This window comes from Acidovorax sp. NPDC077693, assembly GCF_044542805.1.
Classification (GTDB): domain Bacteria; phylum Pseudomonadota; class Gammaproteobacteria; order Burkholderiales; family Burkholderiaceae_C; genus Acidovorax.
In genome coordinates, this window is sequence record NZ_JBITVD010000010.1 from 40,162 (window position 1) to 59,122 (window position 18,961).

Genomic DNA, 18,961 nt, shown 5'->3' on the forward strand with positions numbered 1-18,961 from the left:
GCCAGCACAGAGACAACGCGAGCGCGAACGCAATGGACAAGATTGAACTGGTGGTGACGCACCAATCCGGCGGCCCGGTGGACCGCCATTGGTCTGCCATCTTTGGCATGGCCGGGGGAACCGTCGGACGCGCGGGCCAGAACAAGCTGGTTCTGCCCGACGACGATGCGATGGTGGCGCGCGTGCACGCCATGGTGCGTCTCGACTCCGACCAGGCCTACATTGCCAACCTTTGCGAGCGTCGCTCCGTGCAGGTGGACGGACTGGAAGTGCTGTCGGGCCAGGAGGTACCACTGCTGCCCGGCGCGCACATCGGCATCGGCCCCTACCAGCTGCGGGCCGTGCTGCCGGGTCAACAGGTCCAGGCGCAGGCGCAGGCAGCCAGCAGGGCCGCACCCGCAGTGGCCCCTGCGGCAGCTCCCGCTCCCGCTCCGACTCCGGCTCCGGCTCCGGCTGCGATGGCGCCGACCCCAACCGACGCGCAATGGCCTGCAGCCCCAGCGCAGCCCAGCACGTCCGTGGCCAACAAGTCCCTGGATCTGGCCTCGCTGCCCAACCCATGGGCGGATATCGCGCCCATCGTGGGCGGCGACCCGTACATGCCGGACCTGGTTCTGGCATGCCTGCCCGACGCCCCCCCTCCTTCATCGGCGGCCAGTGCTGCGGCAGACAGCAATCCATTCGCGATGCTGGGCCGTGTGGAAGCGCCCCAGGTGTCGCCGGCCCCGTCCGCGGAGCCCGTGGTGACTGCACCAGCACCCGTGGCCCCGGTACCGGCCCAGCCGGTCCTCCAGAGCGCCGTGGAGCCGGTACTGCCCAACCCGTTCGACAAGCAGCCTGCGGCCAGCAAGCCCTTGCCAGCACAGCCGGTCGCTCACCGCGCCATGGTGATACCCGACGACTTCGATCCGTTCGCGGCCGACCCCAAAGAGATCGACAACCGCCGCGACCCCTGGAGCGGCGACCTGGTGGCGCAGAGCCTGTCCGAAGTCGCCCAGCTCAAGAACGACGACCTGCTGCAATCCTTGCCGAAGTCGGGCCAGTTCGCGGGAGAGATGGACAATGCCGCGCACACGGGCCTGCCGGAACGGCTGGACCCCACCATCGAGCTCAACCCGCTGAAGCTGTTTCGCGAACCCGGCGAGTCGATGTTTGTGGAATCGCAGGACCATGGCATGTCGCGCGGCTCCGACCTTGCGCAGGTTTTCAGCATGCCCCGCGACGCGCAGCACCGCCAGGCCAAACCCATCCCCGATGCGGCGCCCGCAGCGCCCACGCCTGCCGAGCCGGTCGTCCAAGCGGGTCTGCACGCCATGCAAGGCCTGGACCTGGCCCTTTTTGGTGGCGGCTCGCTGGATACCCTGCCCCCGGCGACAGATTTGCTGGGTGTGGACGATGCACTCCAGGCGCCCAGCGGCGCGCCCGGCACGCAGCACGCGAAACATGCTGCAGCCACACAAGCCACCCCGGCCACCGTGCACGGCGGTGCGCACACCGACTTGCCCGGACTCGGCGCTGCCGCGCCGCTTCCGCTTCCGCTTCCGCTGCCGGAGAGCGCGCTGAACCCCGAGAGTCTCCTGAACCCGGTATCGCCGCTGCCGGTGATGCCGCTGCCGCAGCCTATTCCACTGCCCCTGCCGGTGGCGCAGGCACCCACCCTCGCGGATGTGCACGTGGCGGCACAACCCCCCGCACAGCCAGCTGCTGCGCTGGCCGCTGCTGCGCCGGCCGCTGCGGCGCCCCAGCCTGCACCCGGCACGCCCGCTGATTTCTCATTGGACGCGCTGGCTGCAGCCTTTCTCGAAGGTGCAGCGATCGAGCCGGGGAAGGTGAATGTCAACCTCACGCCGGACTTCATGCGCGGATTCGGCGAAGCCCTGCGCGTGGCGGTGCAGGGCTCCATCGACCTGCTGTCCGCCCGCTCGGAGATCAAGCGCGAGTTCCGGGCCGACGTCACCATCATTGCCTCGGGAGCGAACAACCCGCTCAAGTTCCTGCCCACCGCAGACGGCGTGATGCTGCAGCTCGCGGGCCAGACCTTCCCCGGCTTCATGAAGCCCGTGCCGGCCATGCAGGAGGCCTACAAGGACCTGGCGGTGCACCAGATCGCCTTGATGGCCGGAATCCGTGCCGCCTACGCTGAGGCTGTGGCGCGCATGAGCCCTGCCGAGCTGGAAAAGAACGCCGCCGCAGCGTCCGGCCTGTTGTCCAAGATATCGTCCGTCCACCGCAAGGCGGCCCTCTGGGATGACTTTCAACAGCGCTACGACGCCATTCGCCGCAACGCAGAAGACGACCTGATGGCGTTCTCGGGCCAGACTTTTGTGGATGCCTACGAAGCTGCCGCGCAGGCTGCAGGAGAGAACCTTTGATCGCTCACATTGCCGGAGACGCGCACCGATTGCAGCTGTCAGTGTCTGCCATCACCCAAAAGGGAGGGCGCGCTTCCAACGAAGACTACCTGGGCATGATCGACCTGGGTCCCAAGGGCTTTTGCTGCACGCTCGCCGACGGTGCCGGAGGCCACGGCAACGGTGCGCTGGCAGCGCGCCTGACCGTGGACGCGGTGCTGGGTGGCTACCGCGAGAACCCGATGTTTGCGCCCGCGAGCCTCGCATCGTTGATTTTTCGCGCGGAACATACGGTCTCCGAAGAGCAGCCCACCTCCATCTCGCGGATGCACATGAGCGCGACGGTGGTGCTGCTGTGCATCGAGCCCGTCACCGGCCGGGCCCTGTGGGCCCACTGGGGCGATTCGCGGCTGTATTGGTTTCGCGGCGGCAAGGTCCACCGCATGACCGAAGACCACAGCGTGGTGCAGCAACTGCTGCACGCCGGCATGTACGCCAACGGAGACCCTCGCTCACTGCCCAATCGCAGCGTCCTGGCCGGGGCGGTCGGTGCCGAGTCGCAGGTGCCCCCCACGGTGCTCCATGAATCCATGGAGCTCATGGAAGGAGACGCCTTCCTGCTGTGCTCGGACGGGCTGTGGGAGAACCTCCACGAATCCGCCATGGAGCAGGCGCTCCAGGGCTCGGAGCGGCCCGACGTCTGGCTGCAGAACATGGCCGATACCGTGACCTCCAAGGGTCGCCCTCACCAGGACAATCTCAGCGCGTTTGCCGTCTGGGTGTCTGCCAACCACACCGTCAATTGAACCCGAAGGATGCTGCCATGCGCATGACCCAAAACGCCATTTCACGGCGCACGATCCTGAAGACAGCCCCTCTTGTCTCGCTTGCGGGGGTTTCGCTGTCCGGCTGCGGTGTGGTGAACACGCTCAATCGCCCGACGGAAGCGCCCACCGCCGTGCCGCCCGCCATCATCGAGATCATCGCGGAGCGCAGCCTGAACCCCGATGTGGACGGCATGCCCAAGCCGGTCTTGCTGCGCATATATGAACTGCGTACGCCGGTGACGTTCGAGCGCTCCAGCTTCTTCGATCTGCTGGACAAGGACGAGAGCCAGCTCGGAGGGGATTTCGTGCGGCGCGAGGAGATCCTGATCGCCCCGGGCGAGCGCCGCATCATCGAGCGCAAGGGAAACCCCGATGTGCGCGCCTTCGGCTTCTTTGCCAGCTACAGAGACCTGGAGCGCAGCACGTGGCGCGCCTCTGTGGATGCACCGAACTCGGTGGAAATGCGCCGCCGCTGGTGGGGCCTGGGAGAAACAGAGCGGCTCAAGCCCGTTCACTACCTCGTCACGGTTTCGCGGGAAGCCATTCGGGTGCAGCATCAAATAACTTCAAGGTAGAACCATGGTTTGGCAACGCAAGGTGGTGTGGGCCGAGGGCATGTTCCTGCGCCCCCAGCACTTTCAGCAGCAAGAGCGGTACGTCGATTTTCTGGTGCAGGGGCGCGCACTGCCCGCACAGCCGTTCTACTGGGGATTCTCCGAACTCACGCTGGACACCCAGATGCTGGCACTGGGAAAGATCGCCGTGATATCGGCGCACGGCGTGCTGCCGGACGGCACACCGTTCCGTATCCCGCAGGTGGACGATGCCCCTGCGCCGCTGGATGTGGGCAAGGACACCAAGGACACCCTGGTACACCTGTCCCTGCCGATGCGCCGCCGCAGCGGCGCAGAAGTCACGCTGGGCGAAGGGGACCTGGGGATGACGCGCTATCAGGCGCAGGTGCTGGAAGTCGCCGACGTCAATGACGTCGGCGCGCAACCCGCCGAAGTGCAGCTGGGCATTGCCCGCTTCAGCCTGCGCGCATCGCAGGACCTGTCCGACGGATGGGTCTCCCTGCCCGTCGCCCATGTGGTCGAGCGCAAGTCCGACGGCTCGGCACTTCTGGACAAGACCTTCATCCCCACGGTGGTGAACAACTCCGAGACCTCGCCGCTTTTCGCCTTCTGCCGGGAGCTGCATGGACTGCTGCGCCAACGGGGCGCTGCGCTCGAAGAGCGGCTGATCCAGCCGGGCCGCGGCGGCGTGGGCGAGGTCGGTGATTTCCTGATGCTGCAGTTCATCAACCGCTGGGAGCCCGCGGTGGAGCACTGGGTGCGGGTTCGCACCATCCATCCCGAGCGGCTTTTCGATGACCTTCTGAAGATGGCCGGAGAACTGGCCACCTTCACCCGCGAGCAACGGCGGCCCGCGCCCTTGCCGGCCTACGACCACGACGACCTGCGCAGCTGCTTTCCACCGCTGATGCTGGAGCTGCGGCGCGGCTTGTCTTCGGTGCTGGAACAAAACGCGATCCAGATCGAACTGCAAGAGCGGCAGTACGGCGTGCGCGTGGCGCTCATCCCGTCCACCGAGCTGCTCACCACGTGCGACTTCGTGCTCGCTGTGCATGCGCAGACCACGGTGGAGTTCCTGCGCACCCACTTTCCGACCCAGACCAAACTGGGCCCGGTCGAGAAGATCCGGGACCTCGTCAACCTGCACCTTCCGGGCGTCGTCCTGCGGTCGCTGTCCGTCGCACCGCGCGAGATCCCCTACCACGCCGGGTATTCGTATTTCGAGGTCGACACCACCCACGACCTATGGCGCCAGTTGAACAGCTCCGGCGGCCTGGCCATGCATGTCTCTGGCGAGTTCCCGGAGCTCCAGCTGGAGTTCTGGGCCATCCGCAGATAACAACAACCCATGACGATGCAAATGACGGACAACGTCTTCGCCTTCAGCGCCAGCGACCACACCGCGCCGGTCGATCCAGGCCTGCTGGACACGTCCATGCCCGCGCCTTCCGCCAACGCCGCGCCCCGCACCAGCCTGCCCGATGTGGTGAGCGGTGGCAACCCGCTGGTCGCGTCGGCCAACGTGCTGCTCAATCTGATTCCGCAGATTCGGGCGATGGCCTCCAACGCAGACCCTGAAGGTTTTCAGCGCCTGCTGCTCACGAACATCCGCGAGTTCGAGCGCAGTGCCGGCGTGGCCGGGGTTCCGATAGAAACGGTGATCGGCGCCAGGTACTGCCTGTGCACGGTGGTGGACGAAGCCGCTGCGCAAACCCCCTGGGGTGGCTCGGGCGTCTGGCCCAAGTTCAGCCTGCTCGTGGCGCTGCACAACGAAACGTGGGGTGGTGAGAAGTTCTTCCAGCTGCTGGCCAAGCTGGTGCAGACACCCCACCAGCACATCGACCTCATCGAGCTGATGTACTTTTGCCTGATGCTCGGCTTTGAAGGCCGCTACCGGGTGATCGAGAACGGCCGCAGCCAGCTGGAGACACTCAAGGCGCGCCTGCTTGCACTGATCGAAAGCACGCGCGGCGACCGCAGTGGCGCGCTGTCTATCCACTGGAAAGGCGAAGAGCGCAAAGCGGCGCCCCCCTGGACCATGGTGCCGCTGTGGGTGGCAACTGCCCTGGCCCTGCTGCTGGCCTTCGCCCTCTTCCTGTGGTTCAGCTACCGGCTTGCCGCACAGTCGGACGACCTGTTTGCCACCATCAACGCCATCCGGTTCCCCAAGGCCATCGCGGCGGTGGCCACCGTGGACAAGCCCCGGCTGCGCCAGTTCCTCGAACCCGAAATCCGGGAAGGCCTCGTCGAGGTCATCGACCAGGCGGACCGCAGCACCATCATTCTTCGGGGCGACGGGCTTTTCGACCTCGGCTCCAATGTGGTCAAGCCCCGCTACGTCCAGGTGATCGAGCGCATCGCGACCGCGCTGAACGAAGTGCCCGGGAAGGTGGTGGTCAATGGCTACACCGACAACTCGCCCATCCGCACGGCCCGCTACCCGTCCAACTGGCACCTGTCCCAGGACCGCGCCAAGTCGGTGTCCGACATGCTGCTGCGCACGGTGCGCGACGGCCAGCGCGTGCACGCAGAGGGCCGCGGAGAAGCGGACCCGGTGGCGCCCAACACCACCAGTGAAGGCAAGGCGAGAAACCGGCGCGTGGAAATCGTCCTGCTGGTAGCGCCCCAGGTGCGCGACAACGAATTGCAGCTCAGCGGCAATGCCCCCCGCACCGAAGGCATCAGGAAATGAGCATGCTGAGAAATATGGCAGCCCTGCTGTTCAACCGTTACACCCTGGCCTTCATCGGCCTGGTCCTGCTGAGCCTGGTGATCTGGTTCATCGGTCCCCTTGTCTACATCAAGCCCTATCAACCGCTGGAGAGTGAGAGCGTCCGCTGGGCGCTGATCGCCGCGCTGTTTGCCATCTGGTTCATCAAGCTCCTGTTCCACTGGTGGCGCGCCAAGCGGATGAACGACAAGCTCATGGGGCAGCTTGCGCGGCTCACCGCGGGCCGCGATGCCCCCGATCAGCTGACGCCGGGCCAGGAAGAAGTGGTCGAGCTGGAGGGACGGTTCAAGGAAGCTGTCGAAGTCCTGTCCAAGACACGGTTCGGCGCGACGGAAAGCGGGCTCTTCGGCCGCTTCACCAAGCGCTACGTGTACCAGCTGCCGTGGTACCTGATCATCGGCTCGCCAGGTTCGGGCAAGACCACCGCGCTGGTCAATTCCGGGCTGGACTTTCCGCTGGCCGAGCAATTCGGCAAAGGCTCCATCCGGGGCGTCGGCGGCACGCGCAACTGCGACTGGTGGTTCACCGACCAGGCCGTGCTGCTCGACACCGCGGGCCGCTACACCACGCAAGAGAGCGATGCCGTACAGGACAGGGCCGCATGGTCCGGCTTCCTGCAGTTGCTCAAGCGATTCCGGGGGCGGCAGCCCATCAATGGCGTGATCGTCACCCTGAGCGTGCAGGAGCTGTTGAGCAGCACGGAGGCGGAACGCGCCCGGCTGGCCAAGACCATCGGCACGCGCCTGGGCGAGCTGTGCGACGAACTCGCCATCAAGTTCCCCGTCTACGTCCTGATCACCAAGGCCGACCTGCTGGCAGGCTTCAACGAGTTCTTCGGCCAGATGACCCGCGACGAACGCTCGCAGGTCTGGGGATTCACGCAGAAGTACCAGGAGAACGCGCCGTCGACCGATCCGACCGCGCAGTTCACGGCGGAGTTCGATGCGCTGGTGGCGCAGATCAACCGCTTGCTGCCCCAGCGTTTGCTGGCAGAGCCGGATCTTGCACGCCGCGGGCTGATCTACGCCCTGCCTCAGCAGTTCGTGGGCCTGCGGGAGGTCGTGAACCAGACCTTGCAGGAAGCGTTCTCGTCGTCCCGCTTCAAGGAAAAGCCGCTGTTTCGGGGCGTGTACTTCACCAGCGGCACCCAGGAAGGCATGCCGTTCGACCGCGTGCTGTCGGCACTCAAGCGGCGCTTCTCCATCGCCAGCCAAGTCAAGCCCGGCGCGGGCCAGCAAGGCAAGAGTTTCTTCATCGAGACGCTCTTCAAGGGCGTGATGTTCAACGAGGCGGGCCTGACGGGGCGCAACGCGAAGAAGGAGCGGCAACTCAGGTTGCTGCAGGCTGGTGGCTTGATCGGCCTGGCACTCGCACTGAGCGGCGCGGCCTTGGCGTGGAGCATCAGCAACCAGAACAACCTGGCCTACCTGGATGAGGTCAAGGCGAGCGCCGCCACCCTGCGCCAGGCCGTGGAAGAGGCCAAGACGGGCGACCCGGAAAACCTGGTGGCGCTGCTGCCCTTGCTCGACCACGCGGAATCGCTGGCCGCTAGCGAGCGGTACACGGGCTCCCCTCCCGTGAGCTGGCGCTGGGGCCTGCTGCAGGTACCCAAGGTGGAGACCGCCGCCGACACGACCTACCTGCGGCTTCTGGAAGATGCATGGCTGCCTGGAATCGTTCGGCAACTGCGGCGTTCGCTGCAGCAGACCTCGACCAATAATCCCGAGGCCAGCTACGAGGCGCTGAAGGCCTACCTCATGATCCACGACGCCGACCGCTTCGACGCGCGCACCGTGAAGGCATGGATCCGCCACGAATGGGACGCGAGCCTGACGCCCCAGCTGGTGCAGGCGGGTGTCGGTGACAGGCTGTCGCACCATCTGGATCGCTTGATGGACGAACGCATCGTGCTGTCGCCCACCCCGATCGACACGGCGCTGGTGGCCGAAGTCCGGCAGCGCCTGGCGCAGATGTCGCCCGCCCAGCGGGCCTACAGCCGGCTCAAGCAACTGCTGACGACGGGCAACAACCTGCCCGCCGACTTCAGCGTCGTGCGCGCCAGTGGCCCCGAAGCACCTCAGGTGTTCAGCCGCCGCAGCGGAAGGCCGCTCACGCAGGGCATATCCGGTCTCTTCACCTACGACGGATACCACGGCGTCTTCCTGCACGAGCTTCCCAAGGTGACCACCCTCCTGTCCAAGGAGGAAGGCTGGGTGCTGGGGCAAGCCGACGGCAAACGCAGCACCACCCAGGAAGTGCTGACGGGACAGGTGGCCAACGAGGTGAAACGGCTGTACCTCATGGAGTACGCCAAGCTGTGGGAGGACTACCTGGCCGATGTCCGCCCCACCCGCATCGGTTCGCTCGACCAGGCCGGTGAACAGGCGCGCCTGTATTCCTCGGCCAATTCGAGCCTGGAGCAATTCATTCGCGCTGTAGCCAAAGAGACCACGCTGGCGCGCCGCCCCGATGCGGATGCCGACAGCGGTGCCAGCACCAGCAGCTGGCTGGGTGAAAAACTCAACCGCATCCGGGAAGAGCAGCGGCAGCTCAGCCGACTGACCGGCAAACAGGTCAACGTGGGCGGTCTCACGCCCAGCGGAACGCTCGAAGCAGACATCGTGGATTTCCGATTCCGCGAATACCGGCGCCTGGCGACCAGCAATGGATCGGGTCCGTCGCCCCTGACGCAAAGCCTGCAGGTGCTGAACGAAGCCTCGGCCGTGATTGCATCCGCGCGGCAGCAGGTGAAATCCGGCGGCACGATTCCGCCGACGCTGTCCTCGACACTGGAGCGGGTGCGCGCCGAAGCCAAACGCCTGCCTCCGCCGCTGAACCTCATGTACACGGACCTGGCCGAAGCGACATCCACCATGGTGGGACGCGACGTTCGCAGCACCATCGGCGGCAACCTGAATGCCACCATCGGCGACTTCTGCCGCCGCGCGATCCTCGGCAGGTATCCGTTCACCCGCAGTGCGGGGCGCGACGTCACCGCGGACGACTTCGCCAAGCTGTTCGCAGTCGGTGGCGTGATGGACGAGTTCTTCCGCAGCAACCTGCAGCCCATGGTCGATATTTCAGCCAACACCTGGACCTTCAAGCAAGGGGTGGACGGAACGCCGGTGGGGGGATCCGCATCGCTCGCATCGTTCCAGAAGGCTGCGACGATCCGCGACGTCTACTTCCGCGCGGGCGGCAAGGCGCCGGGCATCCGCCTGGACATCAAGCCCATCGAGATGGACGCGAACATTTCCCAGATGGTGCTGGATGTGGACGGCGATGTGCTCCGCTACCAACACGGCCCGCAAATTCCCAAGTCGATGAACTGGCCTGGAACGCGGGGCACGGGCCAGGTGAGGCTCCAGATCACCAGCGCTACCGGCGAAAACTCGGGACTGGTCACGGAAGGCCCCTGGGCGCTGCACAGGCTGTTCGACCGGGCACAGATCCTTCCGGGCAATGCGCCGGAGAAGTTCACGGCCGTCTTCAATGTGGACGGTCGCAGGGTCCGGTTCGAGGTCACGACCAGCAGCGTCTTCAACCCTTTCCGGCTCAAGGCGATGGAAGAGTTCGAATGTCCGAGCAACCTGTAGGCATGGAGGTCCGCGGCATGCAGGCGCAGTCGTCCGTCGCCTGGTACGGAAAGCTGCCGAGCCTCGGCGACTTCGCGGGCCGCCGCATGTCGCACGCGCTCACCACCGAGTGGGACAGCTGGCTTCGCGCGGGCATGGACGAGCTGCGCCGCACGGACGACACCGGCTGGCCGGACACCTTCGTGAATGCGCCCCTGTGGTTTTTCATCGCCCGTGTCGCCGCGTCGGGCTCGCCGGTGATCGGGGCCCTGGCCCCGAGCATGGACCGTGTGGGCCGCTACTACCCGCTCACCGTGATGGCCACTGCGCCCCGGGCCGGCTGCGCATTGGCAGACGATGCAGCGGTCAAGGCCTTCCTGGCCGGCGCCCGTGCGGCCATTGTGGACGCCCGGCGCCGAACGCTGTCGGTCGACGAACTGGACAGGCGCGTCAACCAGCTGCCCAGCCCGTTTGAGGCCGGCCCGGCCATGGAACGCGAACCCTCGCTCATCCACGACATCCTGTCGGACCTGAGCGAAGCCTCTCGCGCCCACCAATCCGTGGCGAACGAGCAGCAGGCTGAAAACGTTCTGCTCCCTGCGGGAGACTGGAGAATGCGCGCCGCGAATCTTCGGGAGCAAAGTCTCTGGTGGGTCTCTCCCACCATCCGCGTGGGCTACCAGGAACTGCTGCACGAAGGCGCTTGCGACCGGTGGCTCTTCACGCAACTGTTCGCCAGAACCTGACCCGCCCGCCGATCAGCGGCTCGCCATTCCCACAAGAATCCACCATGACCGACATCGACGAACTCCTGAGCGAAGCTCCGTCCAGCCCTCCCTGCGGCCCTGAAATGACCTACGCGGCGGAGTTTCTGGCGCTGGAGCAACTGGCGCGCGGAAAGATCGAACAGCAGTACGGCGACACCATCATCCCGGCGGAGGACCCTGACTGGCAGGCGGTGGAGAACAGCGCCCTGCAACTGCTGCGGCAAAGCAAGGACATGCGCATCGCCGGCCTGCTGTGCAGATCGTGGACCAATACGGAGGGATTCGTGGGGCTGGCACGCGGGCTGAGCCTCATGAGCGCCCTGCTCGAGAACTACTGGGATCTCATCCATCCACTGCCGGAAGACGACGACTATTTCATGCGGATGAATGCCGTCGCCATGCTCAATGATGTGACCGGCTTGCTGCGGGAACTGAGGCAAACCGAGTTCCTGGCCTCCAACTTCGGCAGTTTCACGGTGCGCGACGCGGAGGCGCTGGCGCGCGGCCAGCGTGCGGAGTCGAACGCCCAGCTCACCGTCGAGCAGCTGCGGCTGGGCATGGGCAGCGCACTGGAGCAAGGCTACCCGCTGCTGCTGGCAGTGCCCCGGGCGAAGGAAGGCCTGGAAAAGCTCACCCGGATCTGCGCCGACAAGCTGCCCCACCACCAGCAGCCCGACCTCGGAAACATCCAGTCCCTGGTGTCGCTGCTCAATGCGCTGCTGCCCAAAGGAGAGAAGGTCGCCGAAGCCGCGGCTGCGGGCCAGGCCCCCGATGCGGCGACGGTCACCATCCAACCGCCGGCCGCAGGACTGGAAATCAGGACCCGGGACGACGCCATCAAGCAGCTGGTCAAGATCGCCGAGTTCCTCGAATCCACGGAACCCACCAATCCGGCCTCCCTCCTCATTCGCCGGTCCGCGAAGCTGATGGGCATGAGCTTCATCGACATCCTGCGCGAGCTCGCACCCCAGAGTCTTCAGCAGATCGAAGTGATCACCGGGGTGCAGCCCGACCACCCCTCCTGAAGAACGAACTGTAACAGTCACTTCATAGGCAGATTGGATACTGGAGCACCGAAGTGACATAGCTTTTGGGCGCGCAAAACAGGCATGGAATCGTGCTTTGTTCCGCCGCCGAAGAGAGATTCTGCGCAGCAGGTGTCATTTGTTCATGCTCCGGACGCGGTGGTCGGAGCATGGCACCCAGGAACGATTCGTTGCGGCGACCACAAACCGTAGCGAATTCACACAACTTTGTAAGCATTTGAACCAAATGGCCGTCGTAGCGCTGGCCACGGGTTTATCGGCCAGCCAACTTGAGAGAGGTAAGCATGTCAATCACCAAAGTGGGAAAAAGCGGACAGAAGTTCATCGCCAGAAACCGCGCGCCGCGTGTGCAGATCGAGTACGACGTGGAAATCTACGGTTCGGAAAAGAAGGTGCATATCCCGTTCGTGATGGGCGTGATGGCCGACCTCTCCGGCAAGCCGCTGGAGAACCTGCCCGAGATCGCTGACCGCAAGTTCCTGGACATCGACATCGACAACTTCGATGCCCGCATGAAGTCCATCAAGCCCCGCGCGTCGTTCCTGGTGCCCAACACGCTCACCGGCGAAGGCTACCTGAGCGTGGACCTGACCTTTGAGAGCATGGACGACTTCTCGCCGGCGGCGGTCGCCCGCAACATCGGCCCGCTCAACACCCTGCTGGAAGCACGCACCCAGCTGCACAACCTGCTTTCCTACATGGATGGCAAGCAAGGCGCCGAAGAACTCATCCGCAAGGTGCTGCAGGACCCCGCACTGCTCAAGTCACTGGCTGCCAGTGCCAAACCCGCCACTGAGCCCGCCCAGGGCCCAGTTCAAAACGACGCCGCCTGAGGCGCCACAGCGAACGGAGATTACCCATGAGTGCAGTAGCAGCCACCACCGAATCATCCACCGCCCAGTCGTTGGAAGGCCACGACTTCGCGGCATTGCTGAACAAGGAGTTCAAGCCCAAGACCGACCAGGCACGCGACGCGGTGGAAGCCGCCGTGCAGACCCTGGCGCAGCAGGCGCTCGCTTCGGTCACCACCATCTCCAACGATGCGTACCAGACGGTGCAGGCCATCATCGCGGAGATCGACCGCAAGCTGTCCGAGCAGGTCAACCTGGTCATCCACCATGCGGAGTTCCAGAAGCTGGAAGGCGCCTGGCGCGGCCTGCAGCATCTGGTGACCAACACCGAAGTGGACGAGATGCTCAAGATTCGCGTCATGAACATCTCCAAGAAGGAACTGCACCGCAACATGCGCCGCTACAAGGGCGTCGGCTGGGACCAGAGCCCCATCTTCAAGAAGGTCTACGAAGAAGAGTACGGCCAGTTCGGCGGCGAGCCTTTCGGCTGCCTGGTGGGCGACTACCACTTCGACCACAGCCCGCCCGACGTGGAACTGCTGGGTGAAATGGCCAAGGTGGCTGCGGCGGCCCACTGCCCGTTCATTTCCGGCGCGTCCCCCGCGCTGATGCAGATGGATTCGTGGCAAGAACTGGCCAATCCCCGCGACCTGACCAAGATCTTCACCAACACCGAGTACGCCGCCTGGCGCAGCCTGCGCGAGTCGGACGACTCCAAGTACATCGGTCTGGCCATGCCACGCTTCCTGGCGCGCCTGCCCTACGGTGCCAAGACCAACCCGGTGGACGAGTTCGACTTCGAAGAAGAAACCGCCAGCGGCAACCACAGCAAGTACTGCTGGGCCAATTCGGCGTACGCCATGGCGGTGAACATCAACCGCTCGTTCAAGTACTACGGCTGGTGCACGTCCATCCGCGGTGTCGAATCCGGCGGCGCGGTGGAAAACCTGCCCGCGCACACCTTCCCGACCGACGACGGCGGCGTGGACATGAAGTGCCCCACCGAAATCGCCATCAGCGACCGCCGCGAGGCAGAGCTGGCCAAGAACGGCTTCATGCCGCTGGTGCACCGCAAGAACTCGGACGTGGCCGCCTTCATTGGCGCCCAGTCGCTCAACAAGCCTGCCGAGTACTACGATGCAGACGCCACGGCCAATGCCAACCTGTCGGCACGCCTGCCCTACATGTTCGCCTGCTGCCGTTTCGCCCACTACCTCAAGTGCATCGTGCGCGACAAGATCGGCTCGTTCAAGGAGCGCAGCGACATGGAGCGCTGGCTGAACGACTGGATCATGAACTACGTCGATGGAGACCCATCGAACTCGTCGCAGGAAACCAAGGCACGCAAGCCCCTGGCCGCTGCCGAAGTCGAAGTGAACGAGGTGGAAGGCAACCCGGGGTACTACACCTCCAAGTTCTTCCTGCGCCCGCACTACCAGCTCGAAGGCCTGACCGTCTCCTTGCGCCTCGTGTCCAAGCTGCCATCCGTCAAGGAAGCGGGCAACTGATCCCCCTGTGTGCCTGCGGTCGGTGCGGGGCTGCCTTGCAGCCTTGCAACGACCGGCGCAACGCGCGCTGTCCTGGGTGCTGTGGCACCGAAAGGCAGCCTGCGTAGCCTCCCGGCGTCCGGCATGGACTGCGACGCCCGGGCATTGCGCACAGGTGCTGGACCAGGGCCAGCGCAGACAACGCAGAGGCCCTGGACATCGCCTGCAACGCACGGACATCGGGTGCCGCACAAGCACCGGCCAGGGAGCAGGGTTGCAACCGAAGGCAAGCGCGCTGGACACCGCCGGTTCTGCCGGGGCTTGCCCGGACCCGACAGTTCGTACAACCACCGTGGACGCCTCGGCGCCACAGACCTCCATGAGCTTTCAACGTGACTGCTGCCCTTTTTGACTCCCAAAGCCCCCTCGACCTTCAACTGAGCAGCGTCAAGGATGCGATCCGCGCGGAGCCTGCCAAGGCATCCCTGCGCACGTTCTACTTCCAGCTGCTGGCAGTCCTTGGCGATTGGGACAAGGCGCTGGCACAGCTGCAGGTGTGCGGACAGCTGGATCCCAAGGCCATTCCCATGGCCCATGCCTACCGGGAAGCCATGCGGTGCGAGCTCCTGCGCGCCGAAGTGTTTGCAGGGCGCCGCACGCCCTACATCCTGGGCGAGCCACCGGCCTGGATGAGCTACATGGTGGACGCGTTGAAAGCCCAGTCGGAAGGGTCCCAGGACGCTGCGTTGAACCTGCGCACCCAGGCCCTGGACATGGCCCCTGCATGCCCCGGCGAGATCAATGGCGAGCCGTTCGAATGGCTGTGCGACTCCGACTCGCGGCTCGGGCCGGTGCTGGAGCTTCACGCCAACGGCTGCTACTACTGGGTGCCTTACTCCGCAGTGCGCAGCCTGGCATTCGAAAAGCCCCAGGACCTGCGCGACCTGGTCTGGCAACCCGCCGAAATCACGCTGGTCAACGAGAGCACGCTGCAGGGTCTGGTCCCTGCGCGCTATCCCACCCAGGCCGGCGACGACGACAGCCTGCGCCTGGCGCGGCGCACCGAATGGGCGGACATCGGCGGCGAGCATGTCGCAGGCCGGGGACAGCGGGTGCTGATCTCCGACCAGGGCGACCATGCACTGCTGGACGTGCGCACCATCGCCTTCAACGCCTGACGCGGACCCACCATGCTGCCCAGCAGGCGACTGAGCGGGTTCGGGACCGAGAAGGACCGCTTGCAGCCGGCGCTGCTGGACCGGCTGACCGACCACGAACCCACCAAGAGAACGGAGCAGGCCGAAGCGGTGTACGTCACCGAGTCACGCCTGCGGACCGCGCTGTTGCGCGATCTCGGGTGGCTGCTGAACGCGAGCAATGCATCGGGGCACATCGACTTCGACGGCCTGCCGCATGCGGAGCGGTCCACGCTGAACTACGGCATGGCGCCACTGGCGGGCAAGCTCCTGTCCGATCTGGACTGGAAGGATGTCGAGGCCAGCGTGAGCCGCGCCATCCTTGCGTTCGAGCCCCGCGTCCTGCCGGATTCGTTGACGGTGACGCTGCTCCCATCGTTCGACTCATTGAACCATCACAACACATTGCAGTTCGAGATCCGTTGCCAGTTCTGGTCGATGCCCTACCCGCTGGAGCTGTTGCTCAAGACCAGCCTGGACCTGGAAACCGGGCAGGTCGTGGTCTCGGACCTGAGAAGCTGACCGTGAGAGAGCACCGATGAATCCGCGCCTGGTGGAGTACTACAACCGCGAACTGGCCTACCTGCGTGAGCTCGGGGCCGAGTTTGCCGCGGCGTTTCCCAAGGTGGCCAGCCGCCTGGCCCTGCGCGACCTGGACGTTGCCGACCCGTATGTCGAGCGCCTGCTGGAGGGCTTCAGCTTCCTGACGGCACGGGTGCAGATGAAGATGGACGCGGAGTTTCCGCGGCTGTCGCAGCGCATCCTCGAGATGGTGTGCCCGCACTACCTGGCACCCACCCCTGCGATGGTCGTCGTCCAGATGTCGCCCAGCGACACCGAGGGCAACGTCGCGGACGGCTACTGCCTGCCGGCAGGCAGCATGCTGCGGTCCCGCAAGACCACGGACGATCAGACGCCGTGCGACTTCCGCACCGGGCACGACGTCACGCTGTGGCCGGTGTCGCTCGCGCGGGCCGCACTGGGCGGGCCGCCGCTGGACCTGCCGCTGGCACGCTTCGGACTGCCGCATGAGCCCGCAGGGCATCTGCGCCTCGAACTCGAGACCCAGGGCGCCACCGACTTCGCGCACCTGCCGATGGACCGGCTGGACTTCTACATCCACGCGACGGACGCCGTGGCCTCGCACCTGCAGGAGGTGCTGCACGAGTCGCTCCTTGGCATCGTGCTGCACGATGTGCAGGACCCCACCCGCGTGTACGGATACCTGCCGGCGCAGGCGCTGCAGGCCGAGGGCTACGAACAGCGCCAGGCGCTGCTGCCCTACTCGCACAGGGCGTTCCAGGGGCACCGGCTGCTGCACGAGTATTTCGCGTTTCCGCCGCGCTTCCGGTTCTTCTCGATCCAGGGCCTGTCCGCCTCTCTGCGGCAGGTTCCGGCAAGGCGCCTGGCCATGACGCTGCTGCTGCGCAAGGCCAGCCCGGAGCTGGAGCCCGTGGTGGATCGGCAGAACTTCCTGCTGCATTGCACGCCCGCCATCAACCTGTTCGAGCGCATGGCAGACCGGATCCACGTGTCCGCGGACATGAACGAATACCACGTGGTGATGGAGCGCACCCGTCCGCGCGATTTCGAGGTCTACAGCGTGCTCAGCGTGACCGGCCACCAGGAAGGCCAGGTGAACGACCGCGATTTCGTTCCGCTGTACGCATCGGTGCACGGCATCCGCTCGGACGACCAGGCGTACTTCGCCATGCGGCGCGAGCCCCGCCTGTTCTCGGAGCACGCGGTGCGCTTTGGCCCGCGCACCCAGTACCTGGGCAGCGAAGTGTTCCTGTCCCTGGTGGACCAGCGCGCCGCGCCGTTCTCGGACGACCTCAAGCAGCTGTCCGTGCGCACGCTCTGCACCAACCGCGACCTGCCCCTGCTGATGCCCACCAACCAGCCCGAGGGGGACTTCATCACGCTCGACTCCGCGCCCATCGGAGCCATCCGCACCATCGCCGGGCCCTCGCGCCCGATGGGCAGCGTGGCGGAGAACGAGATCACCTGGCGATTGATCTCCCACCTGTCGCTGAACTACCTGGCCATGACCGACCTGTCCGACCAGGAAGGCGCCGCCACTTTGCGCGAGTTGATGAACCTCTACCTCGCGCTGGGCAACCACGCGCTGGCGGGCCAGGTCGCGGGGCTCAAGGAGGTCAGCATCCGGCCCATCACCCGGCGCCTCGCACAGCACCGGCAGCTCGTCTACGGCCGCGGGGTGGGCGTGACGCTGACGGTGGATGAGTCCTCGTTCGCCGGCGTGAGCGCCTGGCCCCTGGCGTGCGTGCTCGAGCGCTTCTTCGCCCGCCACGTGGGCGTCAACAGCTTCACCGAACTGTCCTTGCATTCACGGCAGCGCGGGCCGGTGGCCAAGTGGGAAGTCCGCCCCGGACAGAGACCCAACACATGAGCGGCGCCGCCACGTCCCCCCAGCCCCGCGCCGCGCGGCGGCACAGCGAAACGGCAGACCTGTGGCAGCGGCTGCGCCGCGACCCCCATGCCTTCGACCTGTTCTTCACGCTGCGGTGGCTGCAGGCCCGCAACCCCGACCTGCCGCCCCTGGGCCGCGCCGCGCGCCCGCAGGCCGAGCCCATCCGCCTGGGGCAGGACCCCTCGCTCGCCTTCGCGCCGGCCACCATCGCCGAGCTGCTGCCGCCGGTGGCGGGCCAGCCGGAGCGACTGACCGTCTGGAACTTCGGCCTGTACGGACCCAACGGTCCCATGCCGACCCACCTGACGGAATACGTCCGCGAACGGCAGCGCCAGTTCGACGACCCGACGCTCGCGCGGTTTTCCGACATCTTTCACCACCGGCTGCTGCTGCTGTTCTTCCGGGCCTGGGCCGACGCGCAGCCCACCGTGTCGCTGGACCGCCCAGGCGACGGCATGTTCGGGCGCCATCTGGCCAGCATCGTCGGCATCGGCGAACCGACGGCACGCCAGCGCGATGCCGTCGAGGACCATGCCAAGCTGCACATGGCCGGGCACCTCACGCGCACCACGCGCAACCCCGAGGGACTGCAGCGCGCCATCGGGAGCTACTTCGGGGTGCCGGTGGTCCTGCAGGAGTACTGCCTGCACTTCCTGGAACTCGAGCCATCCCAGCAGACCCGCCTGTCGCGGCATCCGTGCAACTCGCAGCTCGGCGTCGACACCGTGGTGGGATCGCGGGTGCCGGACGCGCAGAGCAAGTTCCGCCTGCGCATCGGTTCCATGACACTCGCGCAGTACGAACGCTTCCTGCCCGGCCAACCCGATTTCAACGCCCTCGTGGACTGGGTGCGCAGCTACCTGGGCATCGAGTACGCCTGGGACTTCGAGCTGGTGCTGCAGCGCGAGGAAGTCCCCGGCACGCGCCTGGGCGGCGCAACCCGCCTGGGCTGGACCAGCTGGATGCTGGACGGCCCCGCGCCCCGCGACGCGGACGACTTCCGCATCGACCCGGAAAGCTGGCTGCAGTCGCGCGGCCGCCCGGTCAGGGCCCAGGCCGCCACGCCGCGGCCCGCATAGCCGGGCACCTCCTCGTCCAGCCTTCCAGCTTCAACCGTACTT

General features: G+C 66.0%; 14 protein-coding genes. All 14 read left to right on the top strand.

The genetic code is table 11. The features are described from left to right. Window positions 1-32: 32 nt before the first annotated feature. The 14 genes from tagH (at window position 33) to tssG (ending at window position 18,919) form a co-directional block, all read left to right on the top strand. Window positions 33-2,372, top strand: a complete 2,340-nt coding sequence (gene tagH / locus ACIGHN_RS15325) for a type VI secretion system-associated FHA domain protein TagH (protein WP_396505055.1) — start codon at window positions 33-35, stop codon at window positions 2,370-2,372. A 41-nt stretch (window positions 2,373-2,413) separates the two neighbouring features. Beyond that, a complete protein-coding gene (locus tag ACIGHN_RS15330) occupies window positions 2,414-3,157 on the top strand; it encodes a PP2C family serine/threonine-protein phosphatase (RefSeq protein WP_235503832.1) in 744 nt (247 codons plus the stop codon). A gap of 17 nt (window positions 3,158-3,174) precedes the next feature. Continuing rightward, window positions 3,175-3,753, top strand: coding sequence for a type VI secretion system lipoprotein TssJ (gene tssJ / locus ACIGHN_RS15335; RefSeq protein WP_235503833.1), 579 nt, complete (start codon window positions 3,175-3,177; stop codon window positions 3,751-3,753). Between the two features lie 4 nt (window positions 3,754-3,757). Further along, entirely contained in the window at window positions 3,758-5,092 is a 1,335-nt protein-coding gene (gene tssK, locus ACIGHN_RS15340; protein ID WP_396505056.1) for a type VI secretion system baseplate subunit TssK, read from the top strand. 96 nt (window positions 5,093-5,188) lie between these two features. Beyond that, window positions 5,189-6,445 carry a DotU family type VI secretion system protein gene (locus ACIGHN_RS15345; protein ID WP_326938662.1) on the top strand — a complete coding sequence of 419 codons (1,257 nt, stop codon included), beginning with the start codon at window positions 5,189-5,191 and terminating at the stop codon, window positions 6,443-6,445. 2 nt (window positions 6,446-6,447) lie between these two features. Continuing rightward, window positions 6,448-10,080 (top strand): type VI secretion system membrane subunit TssM, encoded by a 3,633-nt coding sequence (gene tssM, locus ACIGHN_RS15350; protein WP_056411473.1) that lies wholly within the window; start codon window positions 6,448-6,450, stop codon window positions 10,078-10,080. Continuing rightward, window positions 10,062-10,805 (top strand): type VI secretion system-associated protein TagF, encoded by a 744-nt coding sequence (gene tagF / locus ACIGHN_RS15355; RefSeq protein ID WP_396505057.1) that lies wholly within the window; start codon window positions 10,062-10,064, stop codon window positions 10,803-10,805. The genes tssM and tagF overlap by 19 nt, the downstream gene beginning before the upstream one ends. 44 nt (window positions 10,806-10,849) lie before the next feature. Then, on the top strand, window positions 10,850-11,851 hold the full coding sequence (tssA, locus tag ACIGHN_RS15360; protein ID WP_056409697.1) for a type VI secretion system protein TssA: 1,002 nt from the start codon (window positions 10,850-10,852) through the stop codon (window positions 11,849-11,851). A gap of 305 nt (window positions 11,852-12,156) precedes the next feature. Further along, complete coding sequence (gene tssB / locus ACIGHN_RS15365; RefSeq protein ID WP_056409698.1) at window positions 12,157-12,705, top strand: type VI secretion system contractile sheath small subunit; 549 nt, start codon at window positions 12,157-12,159, stop codon at window positions 12,703-12,705. Window positions 12,706-12,731: 26 nt separating this feature from the next. Next, window positions 12,732-14,231, top strand: a complete 1,500-nt coding sequence (gene tssC, locus ACIGHN_RS15370) for a type VI secretion system contractile sheath large subunit (RefSeq protein ID WP_056409701.1) — start codon at window positions 12,732-12,734, stop codon at window positions 14,229-14,231. Window positions 14,232-14,602: 371 nt separating this feature from the next. After that, on the top strand, window positions 14,603-15,388 hold the full coding sequence (locus ACIGHN_RS15375; RefSeq protein WP_056409704.1) for a type VI secretion system accessory protein TagJ: 786 nt from the start codon (window positions 14,603-14,605) through the stop codon (window positions 15,386-15,388). Between the two features lie 12 nt (window positions 15,389-15,400). Further along, the gene (gene tssE / locus ACIGHN_RS15380; RefSeq protein ID WP_056409707.1) at window positions 15,401-15,928 is read left to right on the top strand and encodes a type VI secretion system baseplate subunit TssE; all 528 of its coding nucleotides are present in this window, start codon (window positions 15,401-15,403) and stop codon (window positions 15,926-15,928) included. A gap of 16 nt (window positions 15,929-15,944) precedes the next feature. Further along, on the top strand, window positions 15,945-17,819 hold the full coding sequence (tssF, locus tag ACIGHN_RS15385; RefSeq protein ID WP_056409710.1) for a type VI secretion system baseplate subunit TssF: 1,875 nt from the start codon (window positions 15,945-15,947) through the stop codon (window positions 17,817-17,819). After that, complete coding sequence (gene tssG, locus ACIGHN_RS15390) at window positions 17,816-18,919, top strand: type VI secretion system baseplate subunit TssG (protein WP_396505058.1); 1,104 nt, start codon at window positions 17,816-17,818, stop codon at window positions 18,917-18,919. The genes tssF and tssG overlap by 4 nt, the downstream gene beginning before the upstream one ends. Window positions 18,920-18,961 lie beyond the last annotated feature (42 nt).

What these genes read in the sequence shown, in the direction of transcription:
- tssG (WP_396505058.1), top strand. Translation starts at nt 17,816, where the DNA reads ATGAGCGGCGCCGCCACGTCCCCCCAGCCCCGCGCCGCGCGGCGGCAC.
- tssF (WP_056409710.1), top strand. Translation starts at nt 15,945, where the DNA reads ATGAATCCGCGCCTGGTGGAGTACTACAACCGCGAACTGGCCTACCTG.
- tagH (WP_396505055.1), top strand. Translation starts at nt 33, where the DNA reads ATGGACAAGATTGAACTGGTGGTGACGCACCAATCCGGCGGCCCGGTG.
- tssC (WP_056409701.1), top strand. Translation starts at nt 12,732, where the DNA reads ATGAGTGCAGTAGCAGCCACCACCGAATCATCCACCGCCCAGTCGTTG.
- tssB (WP_056409698.1), top strand. Translation starts at nt 12,157, where the DNA reads ATGTCAATCACCAAAGTGGGAAAAAGCGGACAGAAGTTCATCGCCAGA.
- tagF (WP_396505057.1), top strand. Translation starts at nt 10,062, where the DNA reads ATGTCCGAGCAACCTGTAGGCATGGAGGTCCGCGGCATGCAGGCGCAG.
- ACIGHN_RS15345 (WP_326938662.1), top strand. Translation starts at nt 5,189, where the DNA reads ATGCCCGCGCCTTCCGCCAACGCCGCGCCCCGCACCAGCCTGCCCGAT.
- tssJ (WP_235503833.1), top strand. Translation starts at nt 3,175, where the DNA reads ATGCGCATGACCCAAAACGCCATTTCACGGCGCACGATCCTGAAGACA.
- tssE (WP_056409707.1), top strand. Translation starts at nt 15,401, where the DNA reads ATGCTGCCCAGCAGGCGACTGAGCGGGTTCGGGACCGAGAAGGACCGC.
- tssA (WP_056409697.1), top strand. Translation starts at nt 10,850, where the DNA reads ATGACCGACATCGACGAACTCCTGAGCGAAGCTCCGTCCAGCCCTCCC.
- tssK (WP_396505056.1), top strand. Translation starts at nt 3,758, where the DNA reads ATGGTTTGGCAACGCAAGGTGGTGTGGGCCGAGGGCATGTTCCTGCGC.
- tssM (WP_056411473.1), top strand. Translation starts at nt 6,448, where the DNA reads ATGCTGAGAAATATGGCAGCCCTGCTGTTCAACCGTTACACCCTGGCC.